Origin of the sequence: Bacillus sp. RZ2MS9 (assembly GCF_001816185.2) — a bacterium.
In the GTDB taxonomy this organism is placed as follows: domain Bacteria; phylum Bacillota; class Bacilli; order Bacillales; family Bacillaceae_G; genus Bacillus_A; species Bacillus_A cereus.
The window spans coordinates 1,011,079-1,028,557 of sequence record NZ_CP049978.1 but is presented as its reverse complement, the minus strand read 5'-3'; the positions used below and the strand labels follow the sequence as shown (position 1 = coordinate 1,028,557).

Below are 17,479 nucleotides of genomic sequence, written 5' to 3'. Positions count from 1 at the left end.
ATTTAGAAATTATTAGGTGGTGTCGGTGGTATTTGAGTATCTTTTAGTTAAAGCTTTATTTACTATTTTCTTAATTAGCCTAATCGTGTTAATCAGTTTAATATGGACTAAAATAGAAAAAATTCTGGACGAGACTGTATTTAAAAACGTTTCTGAAAAATCCAGATATGTAGTAACTATGGTAATTGTTATGGTAGGAGAATTTGTTCTCATAGTCATTACTTCATTAAATTGGAGAGCTTCAATTATTGACACACTCTTTTTTGGTAGTATTATTTTATTCTGCTGTATATGGCTAATACCTTATTTTGTTAATCAACAACAAAACGTCGCTAAAGTTATGGATAAGCATTTTAGTGGAGGGGTAGATTTAGGTGAAATTCAAGTTCATCGTGCGAAACTTTCTGCATTTAATTTAGGAAGTATTGTATTTTCTATAGTGGGAATTATTATACCTATTTGTTATTATTTTAAATACTTTTTATAACGGTTTATTGGTTCTGTTGGAAATTTTTAAAGATATAGTAATAGGTGAGATTACAGATATTTATGTAGAAACAACTTAGATGTATAAGACAATCCATGTGAGCGAAAACAGTAAAACACCCTATAAGGTCTCTTTTACTTGTATTAATTAAAAAATGGTACTAATTTCCAAAACTTCCACCAGGACTTCTTTTTAGCTGCCCTCCCACCACTATGAGAGGTAAATGAAGGAAACCGATACAGCTTGTGCGTATGCAGTGCATTTTGGTCTGGGTCACAGTCTTTTAACGTGGTCGAACTACAGGGGGAGTAAGCATATTCCCGATGGATCCATTTCTATACCTCTATTATCTAGGGAAATCCCCCAGTATCCAAGACTAAATTTTACCCATACATCATTTTTTGATGTAGCTCTTGAAGATAAAAACTATTTAATTTTCAAGGAACAGTTATTAACTTAAAACTTATTATATGAGGAGGGTGTATTATGAAAAAAATATGCTTTGTATTAATTGTCGACGCTGGTATAAATTATGGTTCAATATTTTCTCTACCATTTTTAAGGAATCAGGATGATTTGAAGGAATATTTCTCTAAGTATTATGATGTTTCAATTAATTATATTAGGGATAAAAACTCAGTTGACTATTTGGTAGTTCCCAAACCGTGTCCAGCTTTTGATAATGAAAATAATCTTCCAATAATTGAAGTACCAGCAATCTTATTTATGGAAAAGAATTTTGAAAAAATAAAGACTTATATAGACAATTATTTTTCTAATAACTCATAAAGAAAATAAAAGTACAATAAAAAGAAGTCCGATAAAAAACGAGTGGTGTAGAATATTTCTATTAATCATTCGTTTTTTATTATATTTACATATATTTTTTAAAAGAGGATTATAGACGTTCTGAAAAAAATTAATTATAACAAGAACAGTGTTCGTGCTACTATCTACGGTTATTTTTTGTACTAAGTACCCCTTTAACTAACAAGACAACAAAAAATAATTAATATATTAAAGTGAATAATGTTACTATTTTTCAAACCTAATCTAGAAGACACCGGAATTCTTTCGGCTTCATATTCCTTCATCAGCTCAAAATCAGCCTGATTATTAACATCTAACTTTCGTAAATCTTACTTTTTATCTATTTGACGTATCATATTTGAAACCTTCAAGCTGAAGCTACTTTCTTGCACCTTTTCAAAACCAAATTTAGGATAAAATTCTAACACCGTATCATTCGCGAATAAGTATATAAAATCATAATTCTTCTCGTATTTTTTAATGATATGATTCATTAATTTAGTCGCTAAACCTTGATGTCTATAATCCGGATGTGTCATCACTGTACCCAATTGAATTGCTTTATATTCCTTACCGTTAGAGATTACATTCATTTTATTAATAGATGTATTTGCGATGACTTTATCTCCATCCACATAAGAATAACAAATATAGTTATCATTCCAACAGCCCCTGTCATACCATCCTTTAAAATCCAATTCAAATACATGTTTTGCAAGGTCATTAAAGCTTTCCTTATATTTTTCATTTTGCTTGTAGTCACTAATTAATTGATATTCATTCATGATAAATCCTCCATTTTTTATTATATTTTCCTAAAAAGAGTGTATATTTCTTACAACAATCTACTACTAAGTTTTCGTTAATCACCGCCTTATAATAGGTGTAACGGCATAGAAACATGCTTCCGGAATCAAAAAACGACAAAAAAAGACCACAAGAAGAAACATCTTCTCATGGTCAAATTTCTGTCTATTATAAATACACCTATCCCGAAAGAATAGATATCGTGAAATTTTTTGATAAGATATAATGTCTTCTAACCGCTACTAGTAAAAGGGTATAACAAATAAAATCAAGGAATTATCCTTAATTTGACCTTTTACAGTATAAAATCCGTTTGAATTTTAATTAGCGATTAATAAGCTTCATCATATACAATCAAAACCTCTTTTCAATATAATTTCTTACTAAGAATATCTCCTTTGAAAACCGTTGTAAATGAAGACATAACAAAAAACAAGATTTATGTCCTTCTGTATCACCAAAATCGGTCGTTTTTGGTGATACAAAAAGACACATACTATTATTCTCGAAAACTACAGAAAAATCCCTCCACCTTAAGGCAGAGGGACTTTCCAATTCCTATTTCAAACTACCCGCAATCTCCGTAAAGATAACTCCAAGCGCATGTGCACCTGCATCAGGGTATCCTAAACTTCTTTCGCCAACTGTACCAGCGCGGCCCATGCGAGCTACGATTTCTTTCGTGTACTCTGCTCCTTTAACCGCTGCTTCTGCACCTTTTTCAAAGGCAGTTTTTACGTCTACTTCGTTTGAGGCGCTATCTAACCAAGAGTCTACACATGGAGCAAGTGCGTCAACAAGCGTTTTGTCACCAACTACTGCTCCTCTGCCGAATGATCTTTCACCGATCGATTGGATGCCTTGCAGTGCTGCTTGCAGTATTTCAGCGAATTCTTTCACTGTTAACTCACGCTTCTCGCCTGCTGCTTTACTAGCTGCGCGGAATGCACCGCCCCAAATTGGACCAGAAGCGCCGCCGCAATGTTCCATAATAATCATGGAGCAACCATCAAGGAATGATCCGATTGTTACGTTCTCTTGATCTACAATAGAATGCCACTCACGTTTTAATTGCTTAAATCCTTTTGCTACACTCATTCCGAAATCGCCGTCACCAGCGTGCGTGTCTAACTCACAGAATGGTACTTCATTTTTAATGATAATATCGCTCATTTTATCAACGAGATAAATCATGTTGTTTAATGTAATGACATTATCTTTAATAACAGCGTGTTCTTCTGCTGTTTCTAGTTCAAATGAAACTTCCTTCTCTTCTGTTTCTTCAAGTACATTTACATACTCTACACTTTCAACTGGTCCATCTACTTTAAACGCTGGTGTGTTACATTCTTTCGATAGTAATGTTTTTAACTCATCATCTAACTTCATTACAGTTAAAGACATACCAGCCATATCGATACTCGTCATATAGTTGCCGACGAATACTCTATTAATTTTAATGTTTCTAGCAGCTAATTCTCGCGTCACTGCATTGTTAAATAAGTAAAGTTCCTGCAGTGGTGTTCCGCCAAAACCGTTAACTAGAATTGCGATTTCCTCGCCATCTTTTACTCCTAAATCTTTTAAAAGGTCATTTGTCATACGGTTCGCTAGTTCATCTGCTGACAACATTTTTTCACGCTTAATTCCTGGCTCGCCGTGAATACCTACGCCGTATTCCATTTCATCTTCCGCAAGTGTGAAAGTAGGTGATCCGCTCGCTGGAACTGTACAAGACGTTAACGCTAAACCAATTGTGCGCACGTTAGCCGCTGCTTTTTCTGCGACAGCTTTCACCGCTCCTAAATCCATACCTGCTTCCGCTGCTGCGCCGGCAATTTTATGAACGAGAATAACACCCGCAACGCCGCGGCGTCCTACTGTATACAGACTATCTTCTACCGCAATATCATCGTCCACTTTTACGTAGTCGACTTCAATTCCATCTTCCGTCGCTAAATGCGCACCGTTTTTGAAATTCATAATATCGCCGCTATAATTTTTAATAATTAATAACGTACCTTTTTTACTAGCTGTTTCTTTAATTGCTTGATATACCTGAATTTGTGAAGGAGAAGCAAAAACATCTCCGCACACCGCCGCATCTAACATTCCTTTTCCGACTAATCCTGCATGTGCCGGCTCATGGCCACTACCGCCGCCACTAATTAACGTTACTTTGTTTTCGTTCATTTCTTTCTTCTTAATCACTTTATATTTTTTCAAAAGTTCAAGCTCTGGGTGAGCCATAACCATTCCGTTACACATTTCCATTACTAATGTTTCTGGTTTGTTTATAATCTTTTTCATTGTGATTATCCCTCAATTCCTTTAATATATTGTGATATATTTGAAATCTTCTTCTTACTACTCATGTTAAAATGAAAGCGTTTTATAGTAAACGGACAAAATGGACAATCTGTCTAAAGACACCGCTCTCATTTATAGATAGGATTTTTATATTACTAACATTCTAGGGATGATTCAGATGACCTCTTCTATAATTTCTAAAAAGATAATCGCGAACTCATTGAAATATTTAATGGAAACAGAGTCGTTTCATAAAATATCAGTGAGCGATATTATGTTACACTGTCAAATGCGTAGGCAAACTTTTTATTATCATTTTAAAGATAAATTTGAACTATTAAGCTGGATTTATAGAGAAGAAACGAAAGAAAATATTATAGACTTTCTCGATTATGAAAAATGGGAAAACATTTTTGATTTATTATTTGATTACTTTTATGAAAATCAAAAATTTTACCGAAATGCTTTTAAAGTTATTGAGCAAAACTCGTTTAATCACTATTTATTTGAGCATACGAAAAACTTATATATGAAGATTATTGATGAACTATCTGTAAGCTGTGGATTCAGCCTTTCTGATGAGACAAAAAATACGATTGCCTCCTTTTATAGTCACGGCTTCGTTGGAACAATAAAAGATTGGATTGAAAGTAAATGCGAAGTAGATCCTTCCATTATGTCTTCTCTTATGAAAAATATGATAAACAATCAATTACTACTATTACTTGAGCAATCAGCAAAGTAATTAAAGGGAGGCAAAAGCAATGAAAAAGATTATGAATGATGTACAACATATCGTTCAAGATATGCTGCATGGCTTTTATTTTGAACATAACGACAAAGTAAATTACGACGAAACAAATAACATCATTTATGTAAAGGATATCGAAAAACTAAAGCAAAACGTCGCGATTATAAGCGGCGGTGGTAGCGGACATGAACCCGCTGATATTGGCTATGTAGGAAAAGGTATGCTTACAGCGGCAGTAAACGGCAGCATTTTCACTCCGCCTACAGTGGAACAAATTGTAGCGGCTACTCGCCTCATGCCAAAAGATAAAAGTATTTTATTCATCATTAAAAACTTTAAAGATGACGTTGAGAACTTTCTAGCGGCTGAGCAGATCGCTAAAGAAGAAGGAAGAAAAATTGACCATATCATCGTAAATGACGACGTTTCAATTGAAGATGATGCTTCTTTTAATAAAAGAAGACGCGGCGTCGCTGGTACTGTTTTCATTCAAAAAATACTTGGTGCGGCTGCTCTTGAAGGTCATTCTTTAGAAGAACTAACAACAATTGGCCGTTCTGTTACAGAAAACTTACACACATTAGGAGTTGCTCTTTCACCTGCAAACGATCCAGTGAAAGGAAAAGCTTCATTCACATTAAATGACGATGAAGTGTTTTACGGCGTCGGCATTCACGGAGAAAAAGGATATCGTAAAGAAGCACTATCCTCTTCTGAAATATTAGCAATCGAACTAATGAACAAACTTAAAAGCATTTATCGCTGGAGAAAAGGAGACAACTTTGCCATCCTTATTAACGGACTCGGCGCAACGCCATTAATGGAGCAATACATTTTCGCAAATGACATTCGCCGTTTATGTGAGCTGGAAGGATTACAGATTACATTCGTAAAAGTTGGTACATTGCTAACTTCTTTAGATATGAAAGGTGTTTCGCTCAGTTTGCTTAAGGTAGAAGATTTGGATTGGGTGAAGTGGTTGAAGGAAAGTACGGAAACTGCTAGTTGGTAATACAAATAGGATGGCTTCAATTGGCCATCCTATTTTTGTACGTATATTTATTGAAAGGCAACTTCTCCTACTTTCCATATGCCATCACGTTTAAATATTTAAAACTCTGCATCATTCCTCACCTTGAAATATCCGCTGTGCTTACCCCATTGCTATCAAGCTAAACTCGCACAACGTCAATTAAAGTATAGGTTGTTTCTTGCAATAAATTTTTAAATAACTCAAAATAACAAGCAAAAAGTCCCTTCAAAGTTAAAGGGACTTTTTAGTATGTAGAAATTAGCCTAAACCTAAGATTACATCTCTTGAAAGGGGGCATTTTTATGTTATTCAGGTTTATTGAGGAGCTTTTGTTTGAAGCAACTTTAACCCCATACCAATAAAAATCAGTCCTGTTATCTTATTTAGAATCATTCCTACCTTTTGGTTTCCTCTTAATTTTTTTGTAACATATGAAGAGAAATAAGCAACAAATAAACACCATAATAGTCCAGTTACTGTAAAAGTAAGTCCTAAAATGATAAAAGGCATAGGACCTGAAGCCTTTGTATCTATAAATTGCGGAAGAAACGCAATAAAGAATAAAGAGACTTTTGGATTCGTAAGACTTGTTAAAAGCCCTTGTATATATATTTTTCTAATGTTCAATTTATTGGACGAGGCCTGGAAAGCTACATTCGTCTTATCAAGTATCATTTTAATCCCTAAATATACAAGATAGATAACACCTATAACCTTAATAGTGTTAAATAGCACAATGGATTTTGTAAGTATAATAGATAAACCAAAAGCAACCAACAACGTATGAACTAAAGAACCAGTAATAATACCAAACACAGAATACACACCTGCTTTTCTACCTTGTGAAATACTTCTCCCCACAATGTACATGGTGTCTGCACCAGGAATTAAATTCAATAAAATTCCTGTTAGTAAAAACACTTCATAATTAATAATACCGTACATTTTAGCACCTCTATCTATTTTTTTGGTGCCCTTATTGATATTAAATTAAATAAACGAAAAAAGAAAGTATTTTCTATTTATTCAATAAAATTAGCGGATTTTTGAATCTACAAACGAAATCCAGCTATTTAAAAATTCAATTACTGAAGAATTCTGCCCTCAATATTACAGCAAATTCACATCAAAAATGTAAATCCTCATTTCCTTTGTATTTTCCCCTATTAAGTCTTTTTCTTATGAATAATTCTGCAACAATTAAATTAGGTACCCACGCTAACCAAGCAATAATAGCGTAACTAAGTTCAAAGCGCTCTATTCCAAATAGAACGATAAACAACGGTAGCCAAATTCTTAATGTAACTGCTCCAAAGGTTAAAGAATAATTTCTAATCATCCAATTCCGATGGTCTTTAATTTTTTTATTCTTAACTCTATTTAATGCTTGATATGCTGATGTTAGCCAAAATACAGATAACAAACCGAAACCTAGCTTCGCTACCAATCCTCCCGTAGCATAAAAAGATAGGTATAGTCCAGAAACGCCTCCTAATAATATACCAACCATATAGATTCTCCCAATTATTCGATGACGGTTGATATTCCTTTCTCTAAATCTAGTGGATAATGTAAAAGGACCAATTACTAATGCTACTATACTAGTTGTAATATGTATAAATAGCATCATATACCAGAACGCACTTAATTTAGATCCAAACATAAGCTTCACTTTTACAAGCCCTGTTTGAAATCCATCCATAATAAAATATTGGACAACAATATAACTAGCTACTAAAAATGCAAAACAAGTAACTACAAACCAAATTTTCCTGTTCAAATTTTACTGCCTCCTTATTACATTCACGAAAATTAGATTATATATTTCTTTTCATTCTCGGGAAAAATAGAAAAGCCTTCTTTACTCTCTTTAGCACATTGTTTTTATAAACCGAATGACTTACATGCAACGACGAATAAAATATATGATACAAGGCCCTTCTTCATACATAAAAACCCTCAAGTATGTCGTTCTATACTTGAGGGGTTTTTCATTTATTCTCTCTCGTCTCTCATTTTCTTAAATCAATAATTAGCTCATCTGTAATCTGCTCAAGATGGAAAAACCTTTTTATATAATGGATATCAGACCATTTTTCTTCTCCACCAATAATAAATAATTCTTGCGCATCATACATAAATGAAAAGCTTGGATAGAAACTGTCCGCTTTTATTTCAATCCCACCAGTACGATTACTGATAATCTTACAGTCTGCTGAATAGCTTAATAGCGTATAGAGAGAATCTTGTGCTGATTGGAAGAAATACTTCATAAGTGTGGTTATATCATCACTATTGGTAATGCACACTTTAAAAAAGTTCGTATCCTTTTTCTTATTAGTAAAAACTAGCTCAAAATGAAGTTTATTCTCTTCTAAAAACCCTTCAATAAAGTCTCTACATAAATAAGTTTCAAATAACATATACATAGGAAATTTGTTATGTGCGCCTATAAATCCTTTAATGATTTCTTCAAATCCTGTATGCTGATTCAAATTCGTTCCCACTCCTATCATAATAGGGTGATTTAAATAAATAGGATACGGTGATTGCCCTTCATCTTTTAACATATACACTCGTTTTTCATCTGTATGAAGAGCTGGTTTAGACTCTTTTAGTAAGTATTGAGATAATTGAACATTTAACACATTTACACCTGCCTATCATGTCATACATAAACTGTATCTATTAAGTTAGAAAAAAGGATGAACAATTCATATTTTACCGTGTATAAGCGAGAAGAACTAGAATAGATCGCCGGCTTACATGTCTCCAGGATAATAAATGAACATCGCACCTACAAATGAAAAAACTAAACAAAAAACAGCCTCGTATTTTATAACTAAAGAAGAGTTCGTATCAAGCCTTTTTTCCTCTCTTTTACATATCATTTTAAACATTTTAAATAAAACTCTATATATTACATACCCCACAATTGCCCCAAGGGTATTCGTAAATACATCATCAATATCTGTAATTCTATTATTTAATAATTGGTTTAACTCAATTGCCAATGAAAAAAAGAATCCCGCACATACGGTGTTTTTCATTTTTCTAAACTGCGACCAAATAGTCGGTAATAAAAAACCTAATGGCATAAACAGTACAATGTTCAAAAGATACGTCGTACTACCTGCCGTATCAAATAGAGTCAAGTTGATTTGACTTACACGAATCCACGTTTCATATCTACTTATATCCCATACAGTCGCGATCTGCGTCACCCTATACACTAGCGAAAGGTAGAATAGAAAAACATATACCCACAAAAAATGCAGAATAGATATAGTTCTTTTCGCTTTAAAATAAAATCCAATTTGAAACACAATACAAAACATAATAGTAAAAAAATAAGTATACAAATAACTCATCAAAACTCCTGTATCCATGTAGAATCCCCTAACTTTACAATTTCATCTATGACTTTGTTGTTTATAGGATAGGAGAAACTTTTAAAATAAAAAGTGGGGTAAACATAAAATTTTTCTTAAATCTTCAGTTGGGTTTTATTATTACTCTTCTTAGGAATCCACCATTGATAGCTAGGCAACAGTATGCTTACACTTAACAATATTATCATTTTTGCACGTAATCCTCGTAATACTTTAACCGATGAAGCATATATAAAATCATGTGAATCGTTTGTTCAGTTAAAACATGAAATTAAGAAATATATGACGTACTATAATCACTCTTGCTATCAATAGAATGTACAGAAGATGACTCCTGTTTGCATACAGAAATCATCTTTTTTAGGTTACCGATTTTTTTTATAATGTCCTTTACAAAGGGTACAAATCAAGAGCATCTTATTCCTATTCAAGGGGATCAACTATACCTTCCTCCCTTAAAATCACTAAAACCCATTTACAAATCTATAAAAGTAGATATAATATCCTTATGGAACCTTTATTAATTTATAAAGCATTGTCAAATGAAACAAGATGTCAAATTTTATCATGGTTAAAAAATCCAGAAAACCATTTCGACGAAAAACCTTACCTAGAACAAGACCTTAACTTTCAAGTTGGAGTATGTGTAGGAGATATCCAGCTTAAAACTGGCTTAGCTCAATCGGTTATTTCTAGTTATTTATTAACTATGAAAAAAGCAGGCTTACTAGAGTCTGACCGAATTGGAAAATGGACCTACTATCGTCGAAATGAAAAAACAATACGAGAGTTTTCTGAATACGTCCAAAACGAATTATAAAATGAAAGCTAATAATCAATCAGCATACTAATTGATTATTAGCTTTCACACATTCTGCTTTTTTACAGGTATCCAATGACTTCTTATAAATTGCACTGCCTGTAAAAGCAAGAAACATCGAAAGGAGAATTTTTTTTAATATATCATATCTAGTTATTTAGATATCTGTTATTGTATTTCAGATTACATACTCCTGATAATATTGGCATCCAATCATGCTTATAATAATGCTTCTTTGTTAATGAATTTACTTTCAAAATACTGATACGAATGGAGAGTTTTATAAATGAAAAAAGTAAATCCTTTACTTATTCTGACACTCGCAATAGGTGTGTTCGGAATTATTACTACCGAGATGTGTATTGTCGGCGTATTACCACAAATCACTGAAAAGTTCGGAATTTCAACTACACAAGCTGGATTTTTAGTAAGTATATTTGCACTAGTTGTTGCTATTTCTGGTCCGTTTTTAATTCTGCTCGTCTCTAGTATTAATCGCAAAATAATTTTATTAACAGCAATTTTCACATTTGTTATTTCAAATTTAATCTACGCTTATACAACACAATTTGAAGTCATGCTTGTTTTTCGTATTTTACCGGCAGCGCTTCATCCACTCTTCTTTTCAATCGCTCTTGTAACAGCTGCTAAACTTGTCCCTCCAGAAAAGAGCGGTCAAGCAGTTACAAAAGTTTTCATGGGAATTACTGTTGGTTTCGCTTTAGGTATACCACTAACCTCTTACCTTGCAGACCAATTTTCACTCGAAATGGCTTTCTTATTCGGAGCATTCGTTAACACTCTTGCATTCATTGGAATACTACTCCTACTTCCTTCTATGCCTGTTAAAGAAAAAATGTCTTTCGGCAAACAAATTCGTATACTCGGCAAACCAGGATTATGGTTAAATATTTTAACCGTCACATTCCTTTTTGCAGCCATGTTTTCCGTATACAGCTACTTCGCCGAGTACCTTGCAAAAGTAACTTCCATGAATGGATCTCTCATCAGTATCATGCTATTCATATTTGGTATAGTTATGATTTTAGGTAATCATTTATTTGGTGGTCTCCTGCAAAAAAGCATAATAAACACTGTAATATCATTCCCTATTCTATATTCTATTGTTTACATATTGGTTTATTATTTAGGTTCCTACCTTGTTCCAATGATTTTTATAGTATTCATTTGGGGAATCGTACATGCTGGTGGATTAATTGTTGGTCAAACATGGTTAATAAGTGAAGCTAAAGAAGCACCTGAATTTGGTAACAGTCTATTCGTTTCGTTCTCAAATCTCGGAATTACTTTAGGAACCACTATTGGAGGCTGGTTCATTTCAAACTTAGGTATTCACCAGCTTATTTGGAGCGGCTTTATATTCACACTACTCTCATTTCTATTAATTATAATAAAACTACAATTTTTCAATTCTAATAGCCAGGCTTCATTATCAAGCTAGTACATTTTCAGTTCCAAATTCGATAAAGTGAAACTTTAATCAGCCCTCACCAATCGGACTTTTATTAATTTCAACGTTTAGACAGATACATAACTCCAAAACTAAAACGTTTATTGCAATTATCGATATGGAACATTTTACAAAACAACTTAACATGGTAAAATAATATTCGGACAGGAGTCCAATATTATTAAAATTAAGATGGTTCAAGTCGGAGGAAGGCACCTTAGGGTGTCTTTTCTTTATTTGCAAATGGACCTGCTCAATTATTGTGTAAAAAACATAAAGTAAGTTGAATCCATTAAAATACATGAGTGACCCCTTGTTTTCCCCTCTTATTAAAGGAGGAACTATTATGGGATTTGGTGGTAGTTGTAGTAGTGGTTGTGGCGGCGGCTTTGCTTTACTAGTTGTATTGTTTATTTTATTAATCATTGTTGGAGCTTCTTGCTTCTGCTAAAAAACTATTGGAAAAGACACTCTTATATGGGTGTCTTTTCTTTGTAATAAAAAGCTCTCTAGAAAAGAAAGTTTTGAGGCTTTTACATTCAAATCATCCAAATTAGTTATTTACACAGCACTTTATTTCTTCTCATCCCTCATACTGTAATAGCCCAAATTAATAATAATCAGGAAATACCCACCCATAATTCCAGCTGCAAATGTCCACATGTACTCACTGTGTTCAATTTCATACATAATAATCGCACCGAGTATGGCGGCTGCAAACCGATTCATCATGCCGAGCATTGGTGCTTTTTCTTTTTTTACGATGCTATTTCCGAACTTTTCGATACGCCTTCCTAAAATCCAGGCGCAGTACATACTCACTAAAAGGCCGATGCTTATCCCTACAAACTGGGCTGGAAAAGGTGTCAGCAACCATCCCAATAACATCACGCCTAATAAACAATATATTTGTATGTTGAATGATCTTAATGCCATACGAATCATATTATGCTCCTTATCTTTCCTATTAATCCCATCTTTCGGACTTCAAGCTTTCCGATATATCTTTTTTTAAATGAGGGAATTTGATTTTGCTCACCATTAAATAAGCGAGTACGCATGTGCCAAATGCCACGGAAACTGGGTTATTTAGGAGGCATAAAATGAGGAGACACATTGCCGCAAATGGAATGGGCATTCCGATGAATGTTGGGAGTTTGCTTTGTTGCGTGTTAAATCTAGCAAGCCGCAGCATTCCGCAAATACTATAAGCGAGCGCACATATCATCCCGATAAACTGCAAATCTTTTAAAGCGACACTATAGGCAAGAATAGATGGTGCCACACCGAAGGTCACTAAATCCGCAAATGAGTCTAACTCTCCGCCTATTTCCGAAGCAGCATCTAGTTTCCGAGCGACCATACCATCAAACAGATCAAATACCATACCTGTAATAATGAACATAACTGCACCATGCATATCGTGAACGAAAACAGCGTGAATAGCCAAAAGCCCACACACAAAATTTGCTATCGTAATCATATTTGGTATGTAACTCATCACACGCTTCTCCTCCTTTCTACTAATTGCTTCATCTTCATTCTTACTCATTAGACTCAAGATCCTTCTGCTTTTCTTCCAATATCACTTTATTTATTTTCGTTAACGTATCAGTCATTTGCTGCAACGCTCCAATATCAATTTTCGAGAAATATTTCTCGATCAATACATCATCTAACTCAGACAATCTTTCGATATATTTACTACCGTTTGGACCGATCGTAAGGAAATACTCCCTTTTATTGTTAGGATTCACTTGTTTCGAAATCATCTGTTGCTTTTCCAATTTCGATAAAACTTGGCTCACAGCACTTTTCGTTATATTAAACGTACTCGCAATGTTATTTGCTGTCGTGTTTTCATTTAAATGAATATGAAATAACATGCTCTCTTGCTGCCCAGTAAGACCAAACTCATCCTTTAAATCTTGAAATAGTAAAATATAGAGTTCCGTATAGGCTCGATTCATTTCATTAATTACTTCTTTATACGTTCTAGTCATAGCATCCTCCATGCTTTTATTTCGTTTTGCTTAATAGTTAAGTTTACTTAACTTAACTATATTATACCGTTATGTTTGTGTAAAGGGAAATATAACTCTACACTTTACTCACAATGATACAAAAAAGAAGACACTCTTCTAAAACATGTTTAGTCGCTTCTGTCTCACTGCTTTCCTCATCCAAATACTTGGCAAGTCATTCTGAATAATCAAAAAGAAAATCAACAAAATTCCATATAGACCCATTACTGGTTAAAATGTTATAATGGAATTACCCTACATAGTTACTCATAGCCAGACTGAGGAACTAGCGTCTTATTAAGTAATGCGCATAACTAAAATAAAAAAGACACTTTACGGTGTCTTTTTTATTTATATTCCTAGGAATTATCTCTTTTATAAACAGACTCTATCAAACAGTAAAGGGGACTAACAGATGGAACATCCTGTTGCAAGAGAATTACGTTTTATACGGGTATGTCTTATCATTTTGATTATTGTCATTGCATTCTGGGATCGTGAGAAAACTGTGGAAATTACTGATCACGGTAGCGATCCTATCTTAAACACCAGCAATATGACCCAAGTTGGTGAGAATACATTTGCATACAAAGACGAATCGAATCAAATTAAAATATTTAAGTTTAATCCAGATACAAATGAAATAAAATTAATAAAAGAGTTTTATGCTAACGAATATTAATTACATGAATTAAATAATTCAAATCTGTAGAAGACACTTTAAAGTGTCTTTTCTTTATGAACTACAAAGTATGAGGCCCCAAGTCATTAGCTGCAATTACGACTAAGGCTTTTACTATATAAAAAATAAAACATAGTAAGAATAGAATACTCACTTAAATTATTTTTCACTTCACAAACTACATCCAAAAAGTTGGATAACTTCTTTTACTACTCATATTATTAATGAATAAAGCAATAACTACAATAACAACGGAGCCAATTAAAACTGGTGTTACTAAATAACTCCAACTATTTGCCCCTAAAATTACGATAATCGGATCGGCGCCTGCCGGAGGGTGCGTCGTTCTCGTTAACATCATAACGGCTATTGCCATCCCCACTGCTAAAGCAATTGTCCAATATTCATTCCCAAACAAATGATATATTGATAGACCGATGAAAGTTGAAATCAAATGTCCTCCAATAATATTACGCGGCTGAGATAATGGCGCATTCCAAACTCCAAATGCTAATACACAACTCGCCCCAAATGGAGCCATTAATAATTCTGTAGAGGTTATGCTCGTTAAATATGTTAAAGTAATAATCGTTAAAAATCCCCCTAGTAGTCCTGTTAAAGAGTCCTTTATATTTACTTGTAATGGACTTCTTCCTTTCCCTTTCATTTTTGTAAAATATCGTACACTTATTGGTTGAGGATCTTTCTGCTTAGTTGCTGTTATATTATCCATCGTTCTCCTCCTTTATTTACCAACAATTATAACTCGACATAACTAACCTGTAAATATCAATTTTAGAGGTTAGTTAAAGAATAAAAAAAGAATCAACTGTTATAAGTTGATTCTCTAGACTTCTTCAAATTTTCGATCCTGAAATTTTGCTACCTTTTTCCGGTTCCCACATATTTTCATAGAACACCATTTTCGTTTCCCACTCTTATCTATAAATAATAAAACACAGTCAGGATTTGAACACCTTTTAAGGAAAATAAGCTTATTTTCTGCTATTAACGTTAAAGCATCAAATGCAATTAACGATGCGAGTATATCCTCGATTTCTCCAACCGGGATAGATACTAGCTGTTGTTCAATGATTTTATATGTAAATGGTGCCTTCTCAATTTGTTTTTCTAAATACGTAATAAAATCATTAGAAATCTCTTGTTGATCAGCAATTGCCTCAAACTGTTTTCTCAGTACTTCTCTTACCTCTAATATGCTAGATGTAACTTGATTCGTGCGCTCTTGAATCCTTATAAATGTTTTTTCATTCCAAAAAGGAAGATTAACCTTTATTACATGTAGCCATTCTAATACATCTTCATTTGTTATTAATAAATCATAACGTTGTCCACGCCTAACTAGCTCTGTATTTACTAAATCTAATGAGAGATTTCCAGATATAAGCGGGAATTGTTTTTTGTCCTGCATGTACTCATCACCTTCTCTTTAAATAATCATATTCCAAATTAATACAGCAGTGCAACTTTTTTATAAACTACAAAGTATGAAGATCCAAGCCTTTAGCCATAATTACGACTAAAGGCTTTTTGTATGTAAGTAAATGAAAAAGGAGCTAATTTTATGGAACATAATAAAAATGGAATACTTGCTTTAATTGTTTTATTTTTAGGATTAGTGTTTTTTGTTAGTGGAATGGTTTATCATTTATGGGGCTCATTTTAATTTCAACTTTTAGACGGATAAATAACTCGAATCAGAGAAATGCACAATATTTTCCCTTTTCCTTCCAAAATTAATATAATAAGATATAAAATGTAATACATATAAAGACAAATATATAGCACTCATTAAAGTGCTTCTATTTTGGAAGGAAGAAACGATGAACAAAAAGTTATTAGCCCCATTATTATGTAGCACATTCTTGTTTGGAGTATCAGCTTGCGGTTCACATGATGCGCCTGCGAAAAATGAGCAGGCGACTTCTAAAAAAACAGAGAATGACAAACTTAGCAGCAAGGATTCGCAAAAAGAACTTCCTACCAATGTAGATTCCTCTGATGTATACATGTCAATGGGATCTGCCGAGTCATTAGATGTTATAGGGACTGGAGAAGTTAAAGCACAAGGTGTCTTTAAAGTATTAGACATCGCAGTTTATAATCGTAAAGAAGAACCCATTACACTAGATATTAACAACTTTAAATTAATTGATGGATTTGGAAGAGAATATCACATTTCCAATGAATATCAATCCGTACTTAAAGCTGCAAATACCTCTACATTTAAATTTGGTATTGTTAGCCCTGATGAACATTCGGACGGAAACATTGTATTCGATGTACCGAAAAACACGCGAGGATTAACTTTAAAATTTAATAATGATAAGTTAGATAAAGAGCTCCAATTAAAAGTGGAATTGGAATAGGCAAAATAAATACGTCTTCCTTAACATTCTCTACTAACATAAAAAAGTACAGTCTTTTCTACAGCAGACTGTACTTTTTTATTTTTTATTTCACATAACATTCCCTAATTTTTTTGACTAGATGCTCTCCAATCACGAAAAGATGTTGGGCGTCCAGAAAAAGCTCTTTGCTTTGTAACAGATGGTTTTTCTTCAGGAGTCATTGTTTTTTCTTTAAGCGTCGCTGGTTTTTCTTTAAGCGTCACTGATTTTTCTTCAAGAATAGTCACAGCTGTTTGCATTTTCTCTAACTGTTCTTTCAGCAATTGTTGTTCAATCTTTAAATCCGTAAGTAAACGTAAAATCATCTCAGAATTAGCCATAAGATCCTCCTTCCCCCAATACACAGAATAAAATACAATATGTAGAAGGCGGGATACCGGTGACAAAAATAAGGTCGTCAACTCTTTTTAACTTCTAAAATCCTTTTATTTTTTTAAGGACCTGCTCCATTCATCCTTAA

Annotated in this window: 21 protein-coding genes and 1 pseudogene; 10 read left to right on the top strand and 12 right to left on the bottom strand. The window is 33.4% G+C overall.

Features of this window, described 5'->3' with window-relative positions:
* Positions 1-16 precede the first annotated feature (16 nt).
* Positions 17-487 carry a hypothetical protein gene (locus BHV55_RS05330; RefSeq protein WP_016109377.1) on the top strand — a complete coding sequence of 157 codons (471 nt, stop codon included), beginning with the start codon at positions 17-19 and terminating at the stop codon, positions 485-487.
* Positions 488-973: 486 nt separating this feature from the next.
* Positions 974-1,276 carry a hypothetical protein gene (locus tag BHV55_RS05325; protein WP_000717611.1) on the top strand — a complete coding sequence of 101 codons (303 nt, stop codon included), beginning with the start codon at positions 974-976 and terminating at the stop codon, positions 1,274-1,276.
* 350 nt (positions 1,277-1,626) lie between these two features.
* Here the strand turns inward: BHV55_RS05325 and BHV55_RS05320 are convergent, their stop codons facing one another.
* Positions 1,627-2,082: a GNAT family N-acetyltransferase gene (locus BHV55_RS05320; protein WP_076775411.1), complete on the bottom strand. Its 456-nt coding sequence runs from the start codon at positions 2,080-2,082 to the stop codon at positions 1,627-1,629.
* Between the two features lie 580 nt (positions 2,083-2,662).
* Entirely contained in the window at positions 2,663-4,414 is a 1,752-nt protein-coding gene (gene dhaK, locus BHV55_RS05315; RefSeq protein ID WP_070757259.1) for a dihydroxyacetone kinase subunit DhaK, read from the bottom strand.
* A gap of 178 nt (positions 4,415-4,592) precedes the next feature.
* On the opposite strand from dhaK, the gene dhaS reads away from it, so the two are divergent.
* Positions 4,593-5,159: a dihydroxyacetone kinase transcriptional activator DhaS gene (gene dhaS / locus BHV55_RS05310; RefSeq protein ID WP_000204212.1), complete on the top strand. Its 567-nt coding sequence runs from the start codon at positions 4,593-4,595 to the stop codon at positions 5,157-5,159.
* Positions 5,160-5,178: 19 nt separating this feature from the next.
* Positions 5,179-6,177 carry a DhaKLM operon coactivator DhaQ gene (gene dhaQ, locus BHV55_RS05305; protein WP_000723342.1) on the top strand — a complete coding sequence of 333 codons (999 nt, stop codon included), beginning with the start codon at positions 5,179-5,181 and terminating at the stop codon, positions 6,175-6,177.
* Positions 6,178-6,513: 336 nt separating this feature from the next.
* Here dhaQ and BHV55_RS05300 read toward each other — a convergent pair whose 3' ends face one another.
* From BHV55_RS05300 to BHV55_RS05285, 4 genes are all read right to left on the bottom strand, one after another.
* Positions 6,514-7,143, bottom strand: coding sequence for a LysE family translocator (locus BHV55_RS05300; RefSeq protein WP_000274247.1), 630 nt, complete (start codon positions 7,141-7,143; stop codon positions 6,514-6,516).
* Positions 7,144-7,324: 181 nt separating this feature from the next.
* A complete protein-coding gene (locus BHV55_RS05295) occupies positions 7,325-7,978 on the bottom strand; it encodes a DUF2306 domain-containing protein (RefSeq protein WP_070757260.1) in 654 nt (217 codons plus the stop codon).
* A 232-nt stretch (positions 7,979-8,210) separates the two neighbouring features.
* On the bottom strand, positions 8,211-8,846 hold the full coding sequence (locus BHV55_RS05290; RefSeq protein ID WP_000935784.1) for a hypothetical protein: 636 nt from the start codon (positions 8,844-8,846) through the stop codon (positions 8,211-8,213).
* 114 nt (positions 8,847-8,960) lie between these two features.
* Positions 8,961-9,587 (bottom strand): VanZ family protein, encoded by a 627-nt coding sequence (locus BHV55_RS05285; protein WP_000379423.1) that lies wholly within the window; start codon positions 9,585-9,587, stop codon positions 8,961-8,963.
* Between the two features lie 216 nt (positions 9,588-9,803).
* Here BHV55_RS05285 and BHV55_RS05280 point away from each other — a divergent pair.
* The 4 genes and pseudogenes from BHV55_RS05280 to BHV55_RS05265 all read left to right on the top strand — a co-directional run.
* Positions 9,804-9,905 (top strand): annotated as a pseudogene (locus BHV55_RS05280) (TetR family transcriptional regulator); the annotation flags it as partial.
* Positions 9,906-10,098: 193 nt separating this feature from the next.
* The gene (locus BHV55_RS05275) at positions 10,099-10,410 is read left to right on the top strand and encodes an ArsR/SmtB family transcription factor (RefSeq protein WP_000433539.1); all 312 of its coding nucleotides are present in this window, start codon (positions 10,099-10,101) and stop codon (positions 10,408-10,410) included.
* Positions 10,411-10,696: 286 nt separating this feature from the next.
* Positions 10,697-11,872 carry an MFS transporter gene (locus BHV55_RS05270; RefSeq protein ID WP_070757261.1) on the top strand — a complete coding sequence of 392 codons (1,176 nt, stop codon included), beginning with the start codon at positions 10,697-10,699 and terminating at the stop codon, positions 11,870-11,872.
* Positions 11,873-12,227: 355 nt separating this feature from the next.
* Positions 12,228-12,332 (top strand): YjcZ family sporulation protein, encoded by a 105-nt coding sequence (locus tag BHV55_RS05265; protein ID WP_000505689.1) that lies wholly within the window; start codon positions 12,228-12,230, stop codon positions 12,330-12,332.
* Between the two features lie 122 nt (positions 12,333-12,454).
* Here BHV55_RS05265 and BHV55_RS05260 read toward each other — a convergent pair whose 3' ends face one another.
* Genes BHV55_RS05260 through BHV55_RS05250 form a run of 3 tightly spaced genes read right to left on the bottom strand, consistent with a single transcriptional unit; the run spans position 12,455 to position 13,884 of the window.
* Positions 12,455-12,826, bottom strand: a complete 372-nt coding sequence (locus BHV55_RS05260) for an ATP synthase subunit I (RefSeq protein WP_000620583.1) — start codon at positions 12,824-12,826, stop codon at positions 12,455-12,457.
* A 22-nt stretch (positions 12,827-12,848) separates the two neighbouring features.
* Positions 12,849-13,433, bottom strand: coding sequence for a CDP-diacylglycerol--serine O-phosphatidyltransferase (gene pssA, locus BHV55_RS05255; RefSeq protein ID WP_134995094.1), 585 nt, complete (start codon positions 13,431-13,433; stop codon positions 12,849-12,851).
* Complete coding sequence (locus BHV55_RS05250; protein WP_000198950.1) at positions 13,426-13,884, bottom strand: MarR family winged helix-turn-helix transcriptional regulator; 459 nt, start codon at positions 13,882-13,884, stop codon at positions 13,426-13,428. The genes pssA and BHV55_RS05250 overlap by 8 nt, the downstream gene beginning before the upstream one ends.
* A 436-nt stretch (positions 13,885-14,320) precedes the next feature.
* On the opposite strand from BHV55_RS05250, the gene BHV55_RS05245 reads away from it, so the two are divergent.
* Positions 14,321-14,587, top strand: coding sequence for a YmzC family protein (locus BHV55_RS05245; protein ID WP_000400965.1), 267 nt, complete (start codon positions 14,321-14,323; stop codon positions 14,585-14,587).
* 178 nt (positions 14,588-14,765) lie between these two features.
* On the opposite strand, the gene BHV55_RS05240 is transcribed toward BHV55_RS05245, so the two are convergent.
* Positions 14,766-15,320, bottom strand: coding sequence for an HPP family protein (locus BHV55_RS05240; RefSeq protein ID WP_048567718.1), 555 nt, complete (start codon positions 15,318-15,320; stop codon positions 14,766-14,768).
* Between the two features lie 114 nt (positions 15,321-15,434).
* The gene (locus tag BHV55_RS05235; protein WP_003312696.1) at positions 15,435-16,019 is read right to left on the bottom strand and encodes a CGNR zinc finger domain-containing protein; all 585 of its coding nucleotides are present in this window, start codon (positions 16,017-16,019) and stop codon (positions 15,435-15,437) included.
* Between the two features lie 412 nt (positions 16,020-16,431).
* Here BHV55_RS05235 and BHV55_RS05230 point away from each other — a divergent pair, with 412 nt between their 5' ends.
* On the top strand, positions 16,432-16,977 hold the full coding sequence (locus BHV55_RS05230; protein WP_003312697.1) for a DUF4352 domain-containing protein: 546 nt from the start codon (positions 16,432-16,434) through the stop codon (positions 16,975-16,977).
* Between the two features lie 104 nt (positions 16,978-17,081).
* On the opposite strand, the gene BHV55_RS05225 is transcribed toward BHV55_RS05230, so the two are convergent.
* On the bottom strand, positions 17,082-17,339 hold the full coding sequence (locus BHV55_RS05225; protein ID WP_000013694.1) for a hypothetical protein: 258 nt from the start codon (positions 17,337-17,339) through the stop codon (positions 17,082-17,084).
* Between the last annotated feature and the right edge of the window lie 140 nt (positions 17,340-17,479).